Origin of the sequence: Saccharomonospora piscinae (genome assembly GCF_005862235.1) — a bacterium.
GTDB lineage: Bacteria > Actinomycetota > Actinomycetes > Mycobacteriales > Pseudonocardiaceae > Saccharomonospora > Saccharomonospora piscinae.
This window is the reverse complement of record NZ_VCEK01000004.1, coordinates 751,976-769,260: the sequence shown is the minus strand read 5'-3', so window position 1 is coordinate 769,260 and position 17,285 is coordinate 751,976. Positions and strand designations below refer to the sequence as shown.

Annotated in this window: 12 protein-coding genes and 1 pseudogene; 6 read left to right on the top strand and 7 right to left on the bottom strand. The window is 70.9% G+C overall.

Going from position 1 to position 17,285, the window contains the following annotated elements:
* Nucleotides 1-5: 5 nt before the first annotated feature.
* On the bottom strand, nt 6-998 hold the full coding sequence (locus FFT09_RS19355; RefSeq protein WP_081195489.1) for a substrate-binding domain-containing protein: 993 nt from the start codon (nt 996-998) through the stop codon (nt 6-8).
* Between the two features lie 245 nt (nt 999-1,243).
* On the opposite strand from FFT09_RS19355, the gene FFT09_RS19350 reads away from it, so the two are divergent.
* Nucleotides 1,244-1,486 carry a biotin/lipoyl-binding carrier protein gene (locus tag FFT09_RS19350; protein ID WP_024877526.1) on the top strand — a complete coding sequence of 81 codons (243 nt, stop codon included), beginning with the start codon at nt 1,244-1,246 and terminating at the stop codon, nt 1,484-1,486.
* A 144-nt stretch (nt 1,487-1,630) separates the two neighbouring features.
* Nucleotides 1,631-2,671 carry a sulfotransferase family protein gene (locus tag FFT09_RS19345; protein ID WP_081195334.1) on the top strand — a complete coding sequence of 347 codons (1,041 nt, stop codon included), beginning with the start codon at nt 1,631-1,633 and terminating at the stop codon, nt 2,669-2,671.
* Between the two features lie 54 nt (nt 2,672-2,725).
* On the opposite strand, the gene FFT09_RS19340 is transcribed toward FFT09_RS19345, so the two are convergent.
* Nucleotides 2,726-3,553 (bottom strand): ABC transporter permease, encoded by an 828-nt coding sequence (locus FFT09_RS19340; RefSeq protein ID WP_138383538.1) that lies wholly within the window; start codon nt 3,551-3,553, stop codon nt 2,726-2,728.
* Complete coding sequence (locus tag FFT09_RS19335; RefSeq protein WP_024877529.1) at nt 3,550-4,593, bottom strand: ABC transporter ATP-binding protein; 1,044 nt, start codon at nt 4,591-4,593, stop codon at nt 3,550-3,552. The genes FFT09_RS19340 and FFT09_RS19335 overlap by 4 nt, the downstream gene beginning before the upstream one ends.
* 189 nt (nt 4,594-4,782) lie before the next feature.
* Between FFT09_RS19335 and FFT09_RS19330 the strand changes: the two genes are divergently transcribed.
* Genes FFT09_RS19330 through FFT09_RS19315 form a run of 4 tightly spaced genes read left to right on the top strand, consistent with a single transcriptional unit; the run spans nt 4,783 to nt 8,167 of the window.
* Nucleotides 4,783-5,649, top strand: coding sequence for a 3-hydroxyacyl-CoA dehydrogenase family protein (locus FFT09_RS19330; RefSeq protein WP_081195330.1), 867 nt, complete (start codon nt 4,783-4,785; stop codon nt 5,647-5,649).
* A complete protein-coding gene (locus FFT09_RS19325) occupies nt 5,646-5,930 on the top strand; it encodes an acyl carrier protein (protein WP_024877531.1) in 285 nt (94 codons plus the stop codon). Before FFT09_RS19330 ends, FFT09_RS19325 begins: the two co-directional genes overlap by 4 nt.
* Nucleotides 5,923-7,071, top strand: coding sequence for an acyl-CoA dehydrogenase family protein (locus FFT09_RS19320; RefSeq protein ID WP_138383537.1), 1,149 nt, complete (start codon nt 5,923-5,925; stop codon nt 7,069-7,071). Before FFT09_RS19325 ends, FFT09_RS19320 begins: the two co-directional genes overlap by 8 nt.
* Before the next feature lie 31 nt (nt 7,072-7,102).
* A complete protein-coding gene (locus FFT09_RS19315) occupies nt 7,103-8,167 on the top strand; it encodes an HAD-IIIC family phosphatase (protein WP_037335944.1) in 1,065 nt (354 codons plus the stop codon).
* Between the two features lie 9 nt (nt 8,168-8,176).
* Here the strand turns inward: FFT09_RS19315 and FFT09_RS19310 are convergent, their stop codons facing one another.
* The 4 genes and pseudogenes from FFT09_RS19310 to FFT09_RS19295 form a co-directional block, all read right to left on the bottom strand.
* Nucleotides 8,177-8,839 carry an O-methyltransferase gene (locus FFT09_RS19310; protein WP_138383536.1) on the bottom strand — a complete coding sequence of 221 codons (663 nt, stop codon included), beginning with the start codon at nt 8,837-8,839 and terminating at the stop codon, nt 8,177-8,179.
* An 85-nt stretch (nt 8,840-8,924) separates the two neighbouring features.
* Entirely contained in the window at nt 8,925-10,925 is a 2,001-nt protein-coding gene (locus FFT09_RS19305) for a hypothetical protein (protein ID WP_138383535.1), read from the bottom strand.
* Nucleotides 10,910-11,677, bottom strand: coding sequence for an ABC transporter ATP-binding protein (locus FFT09_RS19300; protein WP_024877534.1), 768 nt, complete (start codon nt 11,675-11,677; stop codon nt 10,910-10,912). Before FFT09_RS19300 ends, FFT09_RS19305 begins: the two co-directional genes overlap by 16 nt.
* A 141-nt stretch (nt 11,678-11,818) precedes the next feature.
* Nucleotides 11,819-17,266: pseudogene (locus tag FFT09_RS19295) on the bottom strand (type I polyketide synthase); the annotation flags it as partial.
* Nucleotides 17,267-17,285: the final 19 nt, after the last annotated feature.

Here is a 17,285-nt window from a genome sequence, read left to right as displayed (position 1 = left end):
CGCCGTCACGGCACACCGTCCGGGTGCGCCCGCAGCCAGTCGGAGCCGTCCTCCGGGGTGGCGTAGAGCTCGACCGGTGCGGGCACGACGGTGTAGTCGGTGATCTCTCCGCGGCGGACGTCGTCGGCGGCGCGGGCCGCCAGTTCGCCGACGGTGATGCCGGAGATGTCGACCACGCCCTTGAGGATGTCCTCGGCGGCCAGCGCCTGGCCCGCCTCGGTGGACATGTCACTGCCGAAGACCACGGTCTGCCCGACCTTGTTCCTGGCCTGCACGGCGCGCACCGCGCCCATCGTGGCGCCGCCCGCCTCGCCGTAGAAGGCGTCGAGGTCCGGGTTGGCGGTGAGGATGCGCTCGGCGACGTCCACCGCCTCGTCGATCGTGGCGCCCTCCTGGTTGGCCACGATCCTCGCTCCGGGCAGCTCGGCGTGCAGCGCCTGCTCGAAGCCCTTCCTGCGCTCGATGCACACCTCGACGAACTCGCAGTTGACCACCGCGATCTCCGGCTCGGTGTTGCCCTCGGCGAGGAAGTACTCCGCGGCCCGTTCGCCGAGCAGCTCACCGAAGCGCGTCGGGTCGCCCAGCACGTAGGCCGAGACGTACTCGCGGGCGCTCTCCTCGGCGACGCAGGTGTTGTAGCAGATGATGGGAATGCCGCTCTCGTGCGCGAGCTTCAGCGCGGGCACCGACGCGGTGGCCGAGGCTGGCGAGAGGATCAGCGCATCGACCTTCGCGGCACTGACCTGGTCGATGAACGTGCTCTCCTTCGAGGCATCGCCCTGCGCGTTGAGCTGGAGCAGTTGCGGGCTCCGGCCGAGCACTTCGGCCTCCTGCTGCATGCCGACCCTGACCCCGGCGTAGAAGCCCTGCGCGTCCATGTAGACGACGCCGAACCGGCCGTTCTCACCGACCCTGCCACCGCAGGCGGCCACGACGCCGAACAGCACCACCGCCATCAGCGCCAGTCCCGCCCGGCTCCGACGCCCCGTTGCGACCATCAGCCTCTCCTCGATCGTCACTTCCCGGCCGCCGCGGAGCGGGACCGTGCGCACAGTCTGGATCGCCGACGGCGGCCGGGTCAAGATTAATTATTAATTAATACTGTCAGCGACATCGTGTGAACAGGTCCGCTACCGCGCGACAAGACAGGGGTACGAACCGAGGGCTCCGGGGTGTAACACCGGCCGCACCACGCGATAGACACCTTCCAGGACGGCGTACGAACGCCTCGGAAGGATCGGACATGCACGAGGAGATCAAGGCCGAGATCGTCGCGAGTGTGCTGAGCGTGTTCGCGGCCGAGGGCGACGTACTGGCCGAGGGGGACGAGATCGTCCTGCTCGAGTCCATGAAGATGGAGATCCCCGTGATCACCGAGCAGGGCGGCACGCTCGTGCGCGTCTCGGTCACCGAGGGCCAGTCCGTCGCGGAGGGCGATCTGCTCGCGCTCGTGGCGAACACCGAGGACACCCCTCGCCCGGCGTGATCGTCGTGCACGCCCGGCGCCACGGCCCGCACCGCTTGGCCGCCTTGCCGCCTAGGGGTTCGGCGCGCCCGGCAGGGGTGCCCGCGCCCGAGCCCGCTGCCCTAGTGTCCTGAACCAGCATCACCGTCGGGACCGAGGAGACAGATGTCGCGCGAGCGGAGCAGCGCGTCCTCACACGAGGGCGCGTTCGTGGTCGGGAGCGGGCGGTGCGGTTCCACCGTGCTGTCGGACCTGCTGGCAATGCACCCGGAGACCCTGTCTCTACAGGAGTTCTTCATCACGCAGTTCCCCGACGGCATGCGACTCGACGCGGAGCCGACGGACCGTTTCTGGTCGATCCTGACGCGCCCGAACAGATCACTCAGTGTGCTCTCGCGCATCGGCAGGCTCCCGCCGGAGTACCGGTACCCGGAGAAGACGGGCGAAGGCCCCGAATGGGCCGAGTTCCCCGCGATCCTGTCGAACACGCTGCCGTCACTGTCCGACGAGCCCGAGGCGCTGTTCCGGCGGATCGAGGATCTGGTCGGCACGTTCCCGACGCAGCCGCTGCCGGATCACTACCGCACTCTGTTCGCCGAGCTGACCGACATGTTCGGCAAGTCGATGTGGATCGAACGCTCGGGCGCGTCCAGCATGTACGTCCAGTCGCTGCTGGCGATGTTCCCCCGCGCTCCGTTCGTCTACCTCACGCGCGACTCGGTCGACGTCGCGATCTCGATGAGCAGGCATCCCGTCTTCCAGCTCAGCGAGATCGGCGTGGAGTTCCTGCAGAACTGCGGGTTCGACCCGTTCGCCACGGGAGCCGAGTACGACCCGAAGACGATCCCGGAGCGTCTGCACCCGCTGTTGCCCGAGAACCTCACCGCCGAGACGCTCGACGCCCGGTCGCGTTCTCCCGAGACGCTGACCAGGCTCACCTACATGGTCGCGTCGATGCAGTACGAGACCACCAGCTCGCTGCTGGCCACTCCCCCGGAACGGCTCATGCGCCTGCGCTACGAGGACCTCGTCGCCGACCCGGCGAAGGAACTCGAACGACTCGGCCGGTTCCTGGGGCTCTCCGGGCTCGACGACTGGCTCGGCAGGACGGTTCCCGAGATTCGCAGGCCGCCCCGGCGCGACACGATCGACCCGGCACTGAAGCAGCGGCTCACCAAGATCGCCGGCCTGATCGCCAACGAGTAGTTCGGCAGCTCCGCACCCACCCGGTGGCGGAACAGGCCACCGGGTGCGGAGCGCTCAGGAAACCGCGCGCTTACGGAAGCCGACCAGGCCCGCCACGATGAGGGCCGTGGTCATGCCGACGATGGCGAGTACGTCCACCCACAGCGGGATCGACTGAATCGGGCTGTCCAGCAGGACGTCGCGCAGCCCCTCGCTGGCATAGGTCAGCGGGTTGAAGCCGCACACGATCTGGAACCAGAGCAGGTTGTCGAGCCCGTGCCACGGGAACCACGTCGCACCCGTGAACATGAGCGGCGTGATGGTCGACGTGAACACGATGTCGATCTTCTGCGGTGGCACGAACGTGCCGATGATCATGCCGACGCCCGACGCCGACAGCGCACACAGGACGAGCACCATGAGGCCGGGAAGCAGCCCCGAGACCTCCCAGGACACGCCGTCCATGATGAGGAAGCCGATCGGGACCATCGCCAGGCCGGACAGCAGGCCCCGGAAAGCGCCGAAGACCACCTTCTCCAGCGCGACGACGTTGCCGGACACGGGCGCCAGCAGCCGGTCCTCGATCTCCTTGGTGAACGAGAAGTCCATGACCATGGGCATGGCGGTCGACTGCAGAGCGCCGATGAAGGTGTTCAGCGCGATCACGCCGGGAAACAACAGCTGCGCGAACTCGGGTGCGACGAAACCGAGCTCGACGAGCACCACGCCGAAGATGAACAGCATCGCGAACGGCTGCAGCAACGTCTTGACGAGGAACGTGGAGAAGTCCTGGCCGATGACGTAGAAGTCCCTGCTGAGCAACGAGCCGAAGACCCTGGTCGCGGTGCGCAGATCGGAGGTCTCGCGCTGGGGCGCGTGCTCGGGGGCGGTGGTGGCGGTCATCGCAGGTTCCGTCCTGTCAGGTGAAGGAAGACGTCTTCCAGGCTCGGCTTGCTGACGGAGAGATCCGTGATGTCGCAACCGATACCGCCGAGGACCTTCAGCATGATCGGCAGGACGGCGGCGGGCTCGACGGAGGTGTAGAGCCGGAACCGGACTCCGTCGCTGACGGGTTGTTGTGGTGGCGGTGCCATCCAGGGCGGCATCGGCATGCCGGGCATGCCCGGCGGTGGCGCGGGCGCACCGGCACCGATCTTCTCGACTCGCTCGACGTTGTCCATCTCGGACAGAATCTGCACCACGGAGTCGGACTTCGCGTCGTCCGCGTCGACGGTCACGGTCAGGGCCGAGCTGCCCGGCAGAGCGTTGGTCATGGTGGCCGGGCTGTCGAGTTTGAGCATCTTGCCGTGGTCGATGATGCCGACCCGGTCACACAGCTTCGCGGCCTCTTCCATGTCGTGTGTCGTGACGACGACGGTCACACCGTCCTCGCGGAGGGCGCGGATCTCGTCGTGGACGAACAGCCGGGACTGCGGATCGAGACCACTGCTGGGCTCGTCGAGGAACAGCACCTCAGGCCGGTGCATCAGCGCCCGCGCGATCATCACGCGCTGAGCCAGACCACCGGAGAGCCGGTCGACCTTGGCGTCGGCGTGGTCGTCGAGGCCGATGCGCGAGATGATCTCCGCAGCGCGCGCCCGGCGCACCGAGCGGGCCACTCCGTGATAGGCGGCGTGGTAGAGCAGGTTCTGCCGGACGTTGAGCGAGCGATCGAGGTTGTTGTGCTGCGGCACGACGGCGAGCGCCCTGCGCGCGCTCTTCGGGCGCGCGGTCACGTCCATGCCCGCCACGGTGGCATAGCCCGATGTCGGCAGGATTCGTGTGGTGAGTACACCGATGGTCGTCGTCTTCCCGGCGCCGTTCGGCCCGAGCAGGCCGAACACCTCGCCCTGGCGCACCGAGAAGCCCAGTCCGTCCACCGCGGCCGGCGCACCAGGCAGGTACCGCTTGACGAGTTCGTTCACCACGACCGCGTCGCCCATGCGGCACATTCTCGGGGCGAGGGCGGCGGCACAACACCCCTGCGCGCGCTTTCCGCCCATACTCCTTGATCACTAGGGGGCGAGGACGCCGGGCAGGGGTTGTCCGTGGCGTGGCGGCCACTTACGTTCGCCTCGTCGGATGCGCCCGCACCCGCACGGGCGCGCGACGGGCACTTGAGGAGGACATCGGTGACGACCGCAGACGAGTCGCATCGGGTCACCGTGCTCGGTGCAGGCGTGATGGGCACCGGTATCGCCGCGATGACGGTGGCACACGGTGTTCCCGTTGTTCTGGTGGATGTCGACGCCGACGTGCTCGCCCGCGCACGCGCGGAGATCCGGGGCAAGGTGCGCCACGCCCGGCTCATGGGTGTGCTGCCGGGTGATCGCCGCGAGGGCGAACTGGTGACGTCCACGTCGGTGAGCGACGGTGCGGACGCGACCGCGGTGATCGAAGCGACCCTGGAGAACGCCGACGTCAAGGCGAAGGCGCTGGGCGAGGCAGCGGCCACCGTGCCGGACGGCACGCCGTTGATCTCGACGACCTCCGGGATTCCCATCGACGAGATGGCGAACTGGGTTCCGCGCCCCGGCGAGCTGATCGGCGCCCACTTCATGAACCCGACCTACCTCATCAACACGGTCGAGGTCATTCGCGGCGACCGCACAGCCGACTCCACGCTGGAGCTCGTCACCACACTGTTCGATCACCTGAACCGGCACGTGGTCGTGGTCAGGGACTCGCCGGGCTTCGTCACGAGCAGGCTGCTGCACCCCATGATCAATAACGCGGCCCGGCTCGTCGGCGAGGGTACGGCGAGCGTCGAGGACATCGACGAACTGATGCGCAAGGGCATCGGGCACTCCGTCGGACCGCTGCGCACGGCCGATCTGATCGGCATCGACAACCTCGTGGACTCGCTCGTGGTACTGCACGAGCGAACCGGCGACGAGAGCGCTCGTCCGTGCGAGGTACTGCTGGACAAGGTGCGCGAGGGCAATCTCGGCCGCAAGACCGGACGCGGATTCTACGACTACGAAGGGCTGCTGTCATGACAGCTGACCAGGCCGAGGTGACCGGAGAGACCCTGGTCCCCGCGCTCATCGAATACCTCGAGAAGGGGACCGGCAAGCAGGTCACCGCCGACGAGGACCTGTTCGCCTCCGGCACGGTGTCCTCGATGCTGGCCATGCAGCTGGTGGTGCATCTGGAGGAGACGTACGGCATCGCCATCGTCGGCCCCGACCTCAAGCTCGCGAACTTCCGCACGGTCGAGCTCATGGCCGCACTCGTGCTGCGCCTGCGCGCGGAACAGGACGTGACCGGCGGTGCCTGACGAGCTCGCCGGCGCGCACGCTCTCGTCGGCGACATGGTCGGCGATCAGGCCGGCGCGTGGGACGCCTCGGGGCGGCTGCCACTGGATCTCCTTCGGGACCTCGGCACGCGCGGGTTGCTGTGCGCCGAGGTGCCCGCGTCCTACGGCGGACGGGGAGCGAGCAGCCGGGACAACGGCGAGTTCACCGCGCACGTCGGCGGCCTCTGCAGCTCGTTGCGCAGCATCATGACCTCGCAGGGCATGGCGGCGTGGACACTGCAACGCCTCGGCGACGGCGACCAGCGGTCGGCGTACCTCCCTCGACTGACCGGCGGGGAACTGGCCGCCGTGGGATTCAGCGAGCCCGGCGCGGGCAGCGACCTCTCGGCGATCGCCACCCGCGTTCGCGGCGACGGCGAGTCGATCGTGCTGGACGGCGAGAAGGTCTGGGTGACCGGCGCGTACTACGCCGACCTCCTGATCGTGTTCGCGCGCGACGGCAGGAACACCGAGGACGCCGGAGCAAGCGGAGCCACCGACGACGCCGACGACGTCGTCGCGGTCGTCGTTCCGGCGAAGAGCGCGGGTGTCACGATCGAGCGGGTCGCCGAGCCGCTCGGCTGCCGCGCGGCGGGACACGCGAACCTCCGCTTCGACGGTGTTCGCCTGCCGTCGTCGGCCGTCCTCAGCGGTACGGGCCTGTCGCTGCTCGTCACGACCGCGCTGTCGTACGGCCGGATCTCCGTGGCGTGGGGCTGTGTCGGGATCCTGCGCGCGTGCCTGCGCGCCGCGGTCGCGCACGCGAAGACCCGCGAGCAGTTCGGCAAGCCGCTCGCACAGCACCAGCTGGTCGCCGGGCACCTGGCCGATCTGCTGGTGGCCGAGCAGAACGCGGCGAGGGCCTGTGAGCACGCCAGCGAGCTGTGGCAGCGGCGCTCGCCCGAACTCGTGACGGCGACCGTGCTCGCGAAGCACGTCAGCGCGGGCAACGCCGCGCGCGGTGCCGCCACGGCGGTGCAGGTGCTCGCCTCGGCGGGCGCCTCCGACGGGACCGCCGTCGCCAGGGCGTACCGCGACGCGAAGTTGATGGAGATCATCGAGGGCAGCAACGAGATCTGCAGGCTGCTCCTCGCCGAACACGCCGTGGCCACGGTGAGCTGAGGCGTTCGAGCCCACACACGCGGGGAGAGACATGTCGCAGGAGCCGGAACCCCTGGTCAAGTGCCTGGTCTGGGATCTGGACAACACGTTGTGGCAGGGCACGCTGCTGGAGGACGGCGAGGTCCACCTCGCCGACGAGCTGCGTGCGGTGGTGACCACACTGGACCAGAGGGGCATCCTGCAGTCGGTCGCGAGCAAGAACGAGCACGACGACGCCTGGCAACGGCTCGAGGCCCTCGGCATCGCCGAGTACTTCGTGCATCCCCAGATCGGGTGGTCGGCCAAGTCGGGTTCCGTTCGCACCATCGCCGACGAGCTGTCGTTCGCGCACAACACCATCGCGTTCATCGACGACCAGCCCGCGGAGCGGGCCGAGGTGGCGTTCCACCTGCCCGAGGTGCGGTGCTACTCCGCGGACCAGGCCACCGCGCTCGTCGACCTCCCCGAGTTCTCCCCCGCCACCGTCACGGTGGACGCGCGGCGCCGCAGGGAGATGTACCAGGCGGGGCTGCGGCGCAAGTCCACCCAGGCGTCGTACGACGGACCCGACGAGGACTTCCTCCGTTCGCTGGAGATGGAGGTCCGCATCGGCCGGGCGACGGACGCGGACCTGTCGCGGGTGGAGGAGCTGACGCTGCGCACGAGTCAGATGAACGCGACCGGCGTCCACTACTCGGACGCGACTCTGCGGGGACTGCTCGACTCCCCCGACCACGAGGTGCTCGTCACCACCGTGAGCGACCGGTTCGGACCGCACGGGGCCGTCGGCGTGCTGCTGCTGGAGCGCCACGAGAAGGTCTGGCAGTTGAAGCTGCTCGCGACGTCCTGCCGGGTCGTGACCTACGGCATCGGCACCGTGATCCTCAACTGGCTGATCGACCAGGCCGCGCGCGCCGGGGTCCACCTCGCCGCGGACTTCCGGGCCACCCGGCGGAACCGGATGATGGACATCGCCTACCGGTTCGCCGGCTTCGAGGAGCAGGACTGTCAGTGCGGTGCCGCGATCGCACCCGAGGACGACATCACTCGGCTGCACCTGCTGCCGTCACGCAGGCCCGCGCCGGACACGATGCGGCTCACCGCACCGGAGCTCTGAGCCGCGGGCCTACCGCTTCCGTGCCAGCGTGATCCCGTCCGCCATCACGAGCACGGACACGTCGACCCTGTCGTCGTCGCGCACGAACTCGTTGAACTCCCGGATCGCCGTGGTCTCCGGGGTCGTGACCGACTCGTCGACCACCGTGCCCGACAGCAGGGTGTTGTCGACGACGACCAGGCCGCCGGGCCGCAGCAGCTCCAGTGCCTGCTCGTAGTAGCCCAGATAGCCGGTCTTGTCGGCGTCGACGAACACCAGATCCACGGTGCCTGCTCCGAGTTCGGTGCGCAGCGCGGCGAGGGTGTCCGCGGCGTCACCCACGCGGAGGTCGATGCGGTCGGCCACGCCCGCCCTGCGCCAGTAGGGCGCTCCGATCGAGGGCCACTTCTTCGAGATGTCGCAGGTGATCACCCTGCCGTCGTCGGGCAGCGCCCGTGCCATGCACAGCGTGCTGTATCCGGTGAAGGTGCCGACCTCCAGCACGGTCCGCGCCCCGCAGAGGCCGACGAGCAACGCGAGGAGCTGCCCTTCCTCCGGCAGCAGCTGCATCGTCGTCCCACCGGGGTATTCGGTGGTCTCCGCGCGCAGCTCACGCAGCACCGCGTCCTCGCGCAGTGACACGTCCCGAACGTAGTCGGACAGTCCCGCCGTCAAATCCAGTTGAGTGGCCACACGTCATCCCCACGCTAGCGGGTGTCCGACAGGTCACGGGCGTACGCGAGGACCGTCCACGACGGACGGCCCTCGCGATGCGCCGTCAGCTTCCTGTCCCGACCCGGTTCCGTTGTTGTTCCTTCTGCTTCACGTCGTCCCGGACCTGCTGTCCGAGCGAACGCCCCGTTCCCCGTCCGCCGGGCCCGCCCGACGGACGGACGTCGTAGCGCCGTGCGACGAACACGCCGACACCGATCACCACGAGACCGAGCAGGACCATACCGATCATCGTCGGCCAGCGCACGGCCTCGGGCAGCCAGAGAGCGAGGAACCACGACTTCACGTCGGAGCCCGTGAGTTCGAGGATCATGGGCAGCACACCCTGTGCCAGCAAGGGAACCCAGCACACGGTGAAACAGGCGAAGACCACCACGGTCGGCCAGCCCATCGCGGGACGGGCAGGGCCGCCCTGAACCGCCGCGGCTGCGTGGTCTTCGGAGTATTCGGAGTCGTCGGCTTCGGCTCGCGAGCCGGGCTGCCTGCGCCCGGTGCGCAGCTGCTGCAGCAGACCCGCGCCCCCGGCGCCGAGCCGCCGGTACGCCAGCCGTCCGAACCACCACGCGCTGCCCGCGCCGGTGAGCACGCCGACGGGTACCGCGAGCCAGCTGACCGCCTGCGATCCGGTCGACGCGCTGAGCCAGAGCACGGCGAAGGTCGGCAGTGTCGCCAGCGCCATGAGCGCGAGAACGACGACCACCTGCACGAAGTCGATCCGGTTGTCCCAGGCTCCACTGCCCCGCTGCCGGGGATCAGCCATCGGCACGGGCAGCAGCACCGCGACCAGCACCACCGCACCGGCTCCGGCGCCGAGCACGGAGGCCGACAGCGCCAACGCCCACGGCCACGCCCAGCCCAGCCCGGACACGGCGGTGAACACGACCGTCAGCACGGCCGCGATCGGTCCCGCCACCAGCAGCCACGCCAGCTGCCTGCCGCGCACGTCCGCCCGTTCACCGTTCGGCGTCACCAGCGTCAGCCAGAGTGCCGTGCCGTCCGAGGCGTAGAGGTTCGCGCTCACCGCCGCGAGCCAGACGACGACCACGATCCCGGTCCACGGCAGCATCGCGTTGGCGCCGATGAGCATGGGCGTCACAGTCTGCAACAGCCCATAGAACAGCGCGAAGTACAGGAAGTTGGTCCTCGTGACGTCACGGAACCACGCGCGCAGCTCCTTGGCCGCCACGCCGCGAACGTCGTCGGTCCACTTCACCAGCAGTCCACCGGGCGTCCGCCGCACCTGCTTCGCGCCCCTGCCGCCGCTCTTGCCGGAGGTGACCTGGCGGGTCAGCAACCGCGCCAGCCCGGCCGCGAGCACAAGGTCGGCGACGAGCAGTCCGCCGAGCCCGGCCGCCACGAGCGCCCACTCCGACCGGCCGGCCGCCTCGACGGCCGTGAGTGCCCATCCGGAGGGTAACGCGCGCACCACCAGCGAGAACGCGGAGGGAAAGCCCTCGTCGAGCGCGAGCTGGACGGCGGGCACGATGGCCCACACCGTGGCGGCCGCCGCCATCAGCGCGCCGGTGAGCAGGCCCGACAGTGCCGCCCCGAGCTGCGAGCGCACCACCTGCGCTCGCGCGGTGACGATCACCTTCGACAGCAGCACCACGAGAACCAGCGTCAGGACGATGCCCACGGGCGCGACCAGCGGCGCCAGCCCTCCGACGCCGACACCGTGCACGACCAGCACCACGAGCGCGACCAGCGTGACGAGCGGACCCACGCCGATCAGCCCCGCGCCCACCAGCCCCGCGGTCAGCGTGCGCGGCCGGATGGGAAACAGTGCGAACTGTTCGGGTTTGAGGTCGGCTCCACCGCTGCCGAACAGGATGGGCCCGAAGAACCAGCCGAGCATCCACCCGGCGAGCGCCACGGCGATCAGGTCGCCGGTCACCGACGCCGCCGGGGTCTCGATCCCGGTGAGCCAGATGGTGCCGGTGGCGAAGAACAATCCGACGAGCGCGCCCAGCACGAGTTGCGCGGCCCGCTGGCCGGACATGGACCGGCGCAGCAGCGTCAGCTTCAGCCGGATCAGCTCGCCAACCAACGCAGGCCCTCCAACCCGTTGTCCTCGCCGCCGACGAGGCTCATGAACCGCTGTTCGAGTCCACCGGCCCCGACCTCGTCCATCGGTCCCTCGGCGAGCACCCTGCCCCCCGCGAGCACCGCGACGTGGTCGCACAGCTGCTCGACGACGGCCATGACGTGACTGGAGAACACCACGGCCCCGCCCGCGTCGACGAAGGCCCGCAGGATCGACTTGATGGTGGCCGCCGACACCGGGTCGACCGCTTCCAGCGGCTCGTCGAGCACCAGCAGGCGCGGCCGGTGCAGCAGCGCGACGGCGAGGCCGATCTTCTTCCGCATCCCCGTCGAGTAGTCGATCACCAGGGTGCCGGTGTCGCCGTCGAGTTCGAGCACCGACAGCAACTCGGCCGACCGCGTGGCCACCACGTCCGGTGCCATTCCGCGGATGCTGCCCGCGAAGGCCAGCAGCTCGGGCCCGGTGAGCCGTTCCGGGAGCGCGAGCCCGTCGGGGAGCACGCCGAGGAGTTGCTTGGCCTGCACGGGATCCGCCCACACATCGGTGCCGAGCAGTTCGACGGTGCCCGCGTCGGGGCGCAGCAGCCCGACGGCCATCGACAGCATGGTGGTCTTGCCGGCGCCGTTGGGGCCGACGAGCCCGTAGAAACTGCCAGCCGGAACGCGAAGCGACACGTCGTCGACCGCTGCCTTCGCGCCGAAACTCTTGCGCAGTCCAGTGATTCTCAGTGCGGGAACGGCGGAGTCTTTGTCCACATCGTCCTGCCCAGAGCTCGGATACATCACAACATTGGCCCCAATCGTGTGCGATCGACCGGCATGCTATCGCACCACACGTCGTCTATTACGTTCGGTAGCAGCACGTGTACCGCGCCCTGGCGAATTCACCACGATTACTCACAAACCCCGCTCGGAAAGCCATTCCCCGATTCCGGCGGCCAGCGCGGGCCCGTTCTCGCCGAGCATGCTGAAGTGATCGCCCCGCGCGTCGATCTCGTCGTGCGGGAACGGCCACGTCGAGCGCCACCCGTGCTCGTCGTCCACTTCGCCGAGTGGGCTGTCAGCCCGTGCGAGCAACGTCGGCACGGCCACCTGCTGCGCCTGCCAGTTCTCGACCAGCGGGACGTAACCCGCCCACGCGGTGATGCGGGTGTCGTCCATCGGCGTGAACGCGCCGTCGACCTCCGCCATGCCGCTGAACATCTCCGGCAGCCACTTGGCCAGCACCGTGCTTCCGACCGGGTAGCTGTCGAGCAGGACGAGCGCCGCCGGTGGTCTGCCCTCGTCCGCCAGTGCCGCCGCGATGGAGTTGGCGAACATCGCTCCCGCCGAGTGCCCCGTGAGGACGAACGGCTCGTCTCCGAAGGTGTCGAGCAGGGTCCGCACGTGCGTGGCGATCAGCACGTCGTACGACTCCGGCATGGGCTCGCCCGGCGTGAAACCGGGATGCCGCAGCGCGTAAACGGGACGGCGGCCGCGGGCGCCGCCCGCGAACCGGGCGTACTCCTGGAACCCCGAGCCCAGCGCCACCGTGCAGCAGCAGACGAGACTCGTCGCGGGGCCGTCGGCCAGCCGCATGAGGTTCTGCGGGCCCGCGGCCTCGGCCGGGTCCGCGTAGCTCGGCCGGTAGCGCGCGAGGTCCTGCAGCAGCAGCGAGTAGCTGTCCGGCCTGCCACCGGGACGCATGGTGTGCTCGAACAGCGCACCGAGAATCCCGCCGGGCTCGGCGGGGGAACTCTCGGCCCGCGCGCCCGTCCCGGCCTGCCCGGTCAGCACGTCGGCGAGGTGGTCCGCGAGTTGGGCGGGGCTGGGGTGATCGAACAGCAGCGTCGCCGACAGCTCCGCGCCCGAGGCGGCTCGCAGTGCGTTGCGCAGCTCGACCGCTGTCAGCGAGTCGAATCCCTGCTCCAGGAAGGCCCGTTCCGGGTCGACGGCGTCGACCGAGGAGTGGCCGAGCACGACGGCCACGTGCTTGCGCACCAGGTCGAGCAGCAGGCGGCGCCGCTCGGCCGGGCTGGTGTCCGCCAGCTGCCCGGCCAGCTCGGCGGCGCCGTCGGGAGCCTCCGCGTCGCCGGAATCGTCGGGTACCGCGTCGGGCAGTCCGGCCAGCAGTGCGCTCGGCCGCGCCACGGTGAACGTCGAGGCGAAGGTGCCCCAGTCGGCGTCCGCGACGGCGACACTCCGGTCGCCGTTGTCGAGTGCCTGCTGCAGCGCGTCCACCGCCGTGTCGGGCGACAGCAGGCGAAGGCCGCGGCGCCCGAGTTGCTCCTCGAGTCCGGTGGAGCGCTCGCTGCCGTCGGCCCACGGCAGCCACGCGATCGCCGTGCCGGGCAGCCCGCGCGACCTGCGCCGCCGGACGATCGCCTCGGCGAAGGCACCCGTCGCCGCGTGCCCGGCGAACCCGGCGCTGCCCCAGGTCGCCGCCGTCGAGGTGAGCACGACGAACGCGGCGGTCTCCGGTGTGTCCAGCACGTCGTCGAGCGCGGCGACGAGGCCGGTCTCCTCCGCCACCGTCGCCGACAGTGTTTCCGCGTCGGTCGCGGCGAGCAGGCTGCCCTGGTCGGGCGACTCGGCCACGTGGACGACGCAGGACACGCGCTGCCCCTCACCGTCGAACCGCTGGACGAGCGCGCGGAGTCCGTCGGCGCCGATCGCGTCGACCGCGGTCACCTTGGTGCCGAACTGGGCGAGATCCGCTTCGAGGTCGCCGGGGACGGCCGGCGCGGGAGCTGCCGCACCGGCCAGCACGATGTGCTCGGCGCCGCGCTCCGCGAGCCACCACGCCAGCCGGGTGCTGCGTACCCCGGTAGCGCCGGTGACCAGGACGGTGCCGGAAGCCCGCCACGGTGTCGCCGTCGCGGGTGCCTCGGCGGGAGCGGGCACCAGCCTGCGGACGAACACGCCCTGTGCGCGCACGGCCACCTGGTCCTCACCCCCGGGCCGCGCCAACAGTTCCACGAGCCTGCTCTCCGCCTCCCGGTCCCGGCTCGGGGGCAGGTCGACCAGTCCGCTCCAGGCGGCCGGGTACTCCAGCGCGGCGACGATTCCCGCGCCCCACACGGCGGCGGCGGCCGGGTCCGGCGCGCGGTCGCCGGGGGCCGCCGCGACCGCGCCTCGGGTGAGGCACCACAGTGGCGCGTCGAGCGCCGCCTCCGCCACGTGTTTCAGTGCCGTGACGACGTCACCGACGGCGTCGGGGCCCCGTGCCACGACGAGCACTCCGGCCGGGGGGCGCGCCGGGTCGAGCACGTTCGCGACCTCGCCCGGCGGCACCGTCACCACCGACGCCCCTCGCTCGCGCAGCACCGAGGGCAGTTCGTCGTCACCGGTGTCCCGCGACACGACGAGCCACGTGCCGGTCAGCTCCTCCGGCCTCGCGTCGAACGAGGGCGTCCATTCGACGCGGTACCGCAGGCCGTTCACGTGGGCCCTGCGGCGGTCGCGTTCGCGATAGGCGGCCAGCCGGTCGGCGAGCTCATCCACCGCGATCTCGCCGTCGGGCAGGTCGAGTGCCGCGGCGAGTGCGCTCGCGTCGCCGCTGTCGACGGCGGCCCAGAGCGCGGCACCCGATTCGGCGAGGCCCGTGCCGTCCCGTGGGCGGGTGACCTCGGCCGCGACCAGTTCCGAGGGCTGGGGCCAGAACCGTTCGTGCTGGAAGGCGTAGGTCGGCAGTGCCACGCGCCGGGCACCGGCGAACAGCTCGGACCAGGCCACGTCGCCACCGTGGACGTGCACGTCGGCCAGCGACTGGACGAACCGCTCCGCGTCGGCGACGTCGGGGTCCCGGCGCAGCGTGGTGTGGATCGCCGCGGCGCTGCCGGTGTCCTCGGCGATGTCGGACAGGCTCATCGCCAGCACGGGATGCGGGCTCACCTCGAGCAGCCGTGGGTGCCGGTCGGCCAGCGCCGCGCGGACCGCGCCGTCGAAGTCCACGGTCGAGCGGAGGTTGCGGTACCAGTAGTCGGCGTCCAGCTCCGCCGTGTCGACGCGGGTTCCGGTCACCGTGGAGTAGAAGGGAACGGCGGAGGACTCGGGGTTGATGCCGGTCAGCGCGTCGGCGATCTCGTCGCGCAGGCGCTCCACGGCGCGGGAATGGGAGGCGTAGTCCACCGGGATGCGCTTCGCGTTGACGCCGTCGGCCGCACAGTCGGCCAGCAGCTCGTCCAGTGCGCCGGTCTCACCGGAGACGACCACGTGCCGTGGTCCGTTGATCGCCGCGACCGCGATGCTCCCGTCCCACCGCGCGAGGCGCGCGCGGACGTCGGCGACGGTTTCGGGTAACGACACCATTCCGCCGTGGCCCGCGAGCGCGAGCAGCGCGCGACTGCGCAGCGCGACCACCCGCGCGCCGTCGGCCAGCGACAGCGCCCCGGCGACGCAGGCGGCGGCGATCTCGCCCTGCGAGTGCCCGATGACCGCGGCGGGGCGGACTCCGCACTCCCGCCACAACCCCGCCAGCGCCACCATGACCGCCCACAGCGCGGGTTGCACCACGTCGGCCCGGTCGAGCCCGGGTGAGCCCGGCGCGCGGCGCAGCACGCCGGTCACGGACCAATCGACCCACGGCGCGAGCGCACGCTCGCACTCGGCCAGCCGGTCGGCGAACACGGGCGAGGACGCCAGCAGACCGGCCGCCATCCCCTCCCACTGCGCACCCTGGCCGGGGAACACGAACACCGGGTTGCCGCGTTCGCCCGCCTGCGCGGTGACGACACCGGGCGCGGGCTCGCCGTCGGCGATCGCGGACAGGCCCGCGAGCAGCGTTTCCCGGTCCCGACCCGTCACGGCGGCGCGGTGTTCGAGCGTCGCGCGCGTGTGCGCGAGCGACCATCCGACGTCGGCGGGCTCCGCAGGCGCTGCCTGCTCCGTGGAGTCGGCGAGCCACGACCGGAGCTTCGCCGCCTGGGCGCGCAGGGCGGCCCTGGTCCGGCCGGAGACCAGCCAGGCCACGGCACCCGAGCCGACGGCGGGCTCGCCGGTCCCAGCGGCGACCGGCTCCCCGGCGGCTTCGCCGGGCGCCTGCTCCACCACGAGGTGCGCGTTGGTGCCGCTCATACCGAAGGCGGAGACCGCCGCGCGCCTCGGCCGCCCGGTGGCCGGCCACTCGCGCTCGACGTCGAGCAGCCGCACCGCACCCGCCGACCAGTCCACCTTCGCGGACGGGACGTCGGCGTGCAGCGTGCGAGGGAGCACCCCGCGCCGGATTCCCTCGATCATCTTGAGCACACCCGCGATGCCCGCGGCGGCCTGGGTGTGGCCGATGTTCGACTTGATGGAGCCGAGCCACAGCGGCTCGGCCCGGTCGGCGCCGTAGGTCGCCAGCAGCGCCCGCGCCTCGATCGGATCGCCGAGTGTGGTCCCGGTCCCGTGTGCCTCGACCGCGTCCACATCGGATGCCGAGAGCCGCGCGTCGGCCAGCGCCTGCCGGATCACCCGCCGCTGCGCGTTCCCGTTGGGTGCCGTCAGGCCGTTGGACGCGCCGTCCGAGTTCACCGCGGAGCCACGGATCACGGCCAGCACCTCGTGGCCGTTGCGCTGGGCGTCGGAGAGCCGCTCCAGCAGGACGAGACCGACGCCCTCGCCCCATCCCGTGCCATCGGCGGACTCCGAGAACGACTTGCACCGCCCGTCGGCGGCGACACCGCCCTGCCTGCCGAACTCCACGAACGCCGCGGGGTTGGCCATCACGGTCACACCACCCGCGAGCGCGAGCGCGCACTCCTGCCTGCGCAGCGCCTGCGCGGCGACGTGCAGTGCCACCAGCGACGACGAGCACGCCGTGTCGATGGTCAGCGCGGGCCCGAGCAGACCGAGCGAGTAGGAGATCCGCCCGGCGAGCACGCTGTTCGCCGTGCCGGTGACGACGAACCCGTCACTGTCGCCGGAGCCCACCGAGGACGCGCTGTAACCGGAAGGCGAGGCGCCGACGTACACGCCGGTCCTGGTGTCCCGCGCGGAACGCGGGTCGATGCCCGCCCGTTCGAGCGCCTCCCAGGAGGCCTCGAGCAGCAGCCGCTGCTGCGGGTCCATGACGAGTGCCTCGCGCGGCGAGATCCCGAACACCGAGGGGTCGAAGAGGTCGGCCTCGTGGACGAACCCGCCGTGCGGTGCCGGTCCGTCCGCACCGAACCACATCTCCCAGCCGCGGCCGACCGGGTACGGCGTGATCGCGTCCGTACCCTCGTGTACCAGCCGCCACAGGTCCTCCGGTGATCGGACCCCGCCGGGGAACCGGCAGCTCGCCCCGACGATCGCGACCGGTTCCGCGGTCGCGGCGGTCAGCTTCTGATTCTGCGCGCGCAGCCGCTCGTTCTCGATGAGCGACGTGCGCAGCGCCTCGACGATCTGTTCCGACTCTGCCGAC

Excerpts from the sequence above, each read along its gene's own strand:
- FFT09_RS19325 (WP_024877531.1), top strand. The coding sequence starts at position 5,646 with ATGACAGCTGACCAGGCCGAGGTGACCGGAGAGACCCTGGTCCCCGCG.
- FFT09_RS19345 (WP_081195334.1), top strand. The coding sequence starts at position 1,631 with ATGTCGCGCGAGCGGAGCAGCGCGTCCTCACACGAGGGCGCGTTCGTG.
- FFT09_RS19335 (WP_024877529.1), bottom strand. The coding sequence starts at position 4,593 with ATGGGCGACGCGGTCGTGGTGAACGAACTCGTCAAGCGGTACCTGCCT.
- FFT09_RS19355 (WP_081195489.1), bottom strand. The coding sequence starts at position 998 with ATGGTCGCAACGGGGCGTCGGAGCCGGGCGGGACTGGCGCTGATGGCG.
- FFT09_RS19315 (WP_037335944.1), top strand. The coding sequence starts at position 7,103 with ATGTCGCAGGAGCCGGAACCCCTGGTCAAGTGCCTGGTCTGGGATCTG.
- FFT09_RS19340 (WP_138383538.1), bottom strand. The coding sequence starts at position 3,553 with ATGACCGCCACCACCGCCCCCGAGCACGCGCCCCAGCGCGAGACCTCC.
- FFT09_RS19350 (WP_024877526.1), top strand. The coding sequence starts at position 1,244 with ATGCACGAGGAGATCAAGGCCGAGATCGTCGCGAGTGTGCTGAGCGTG.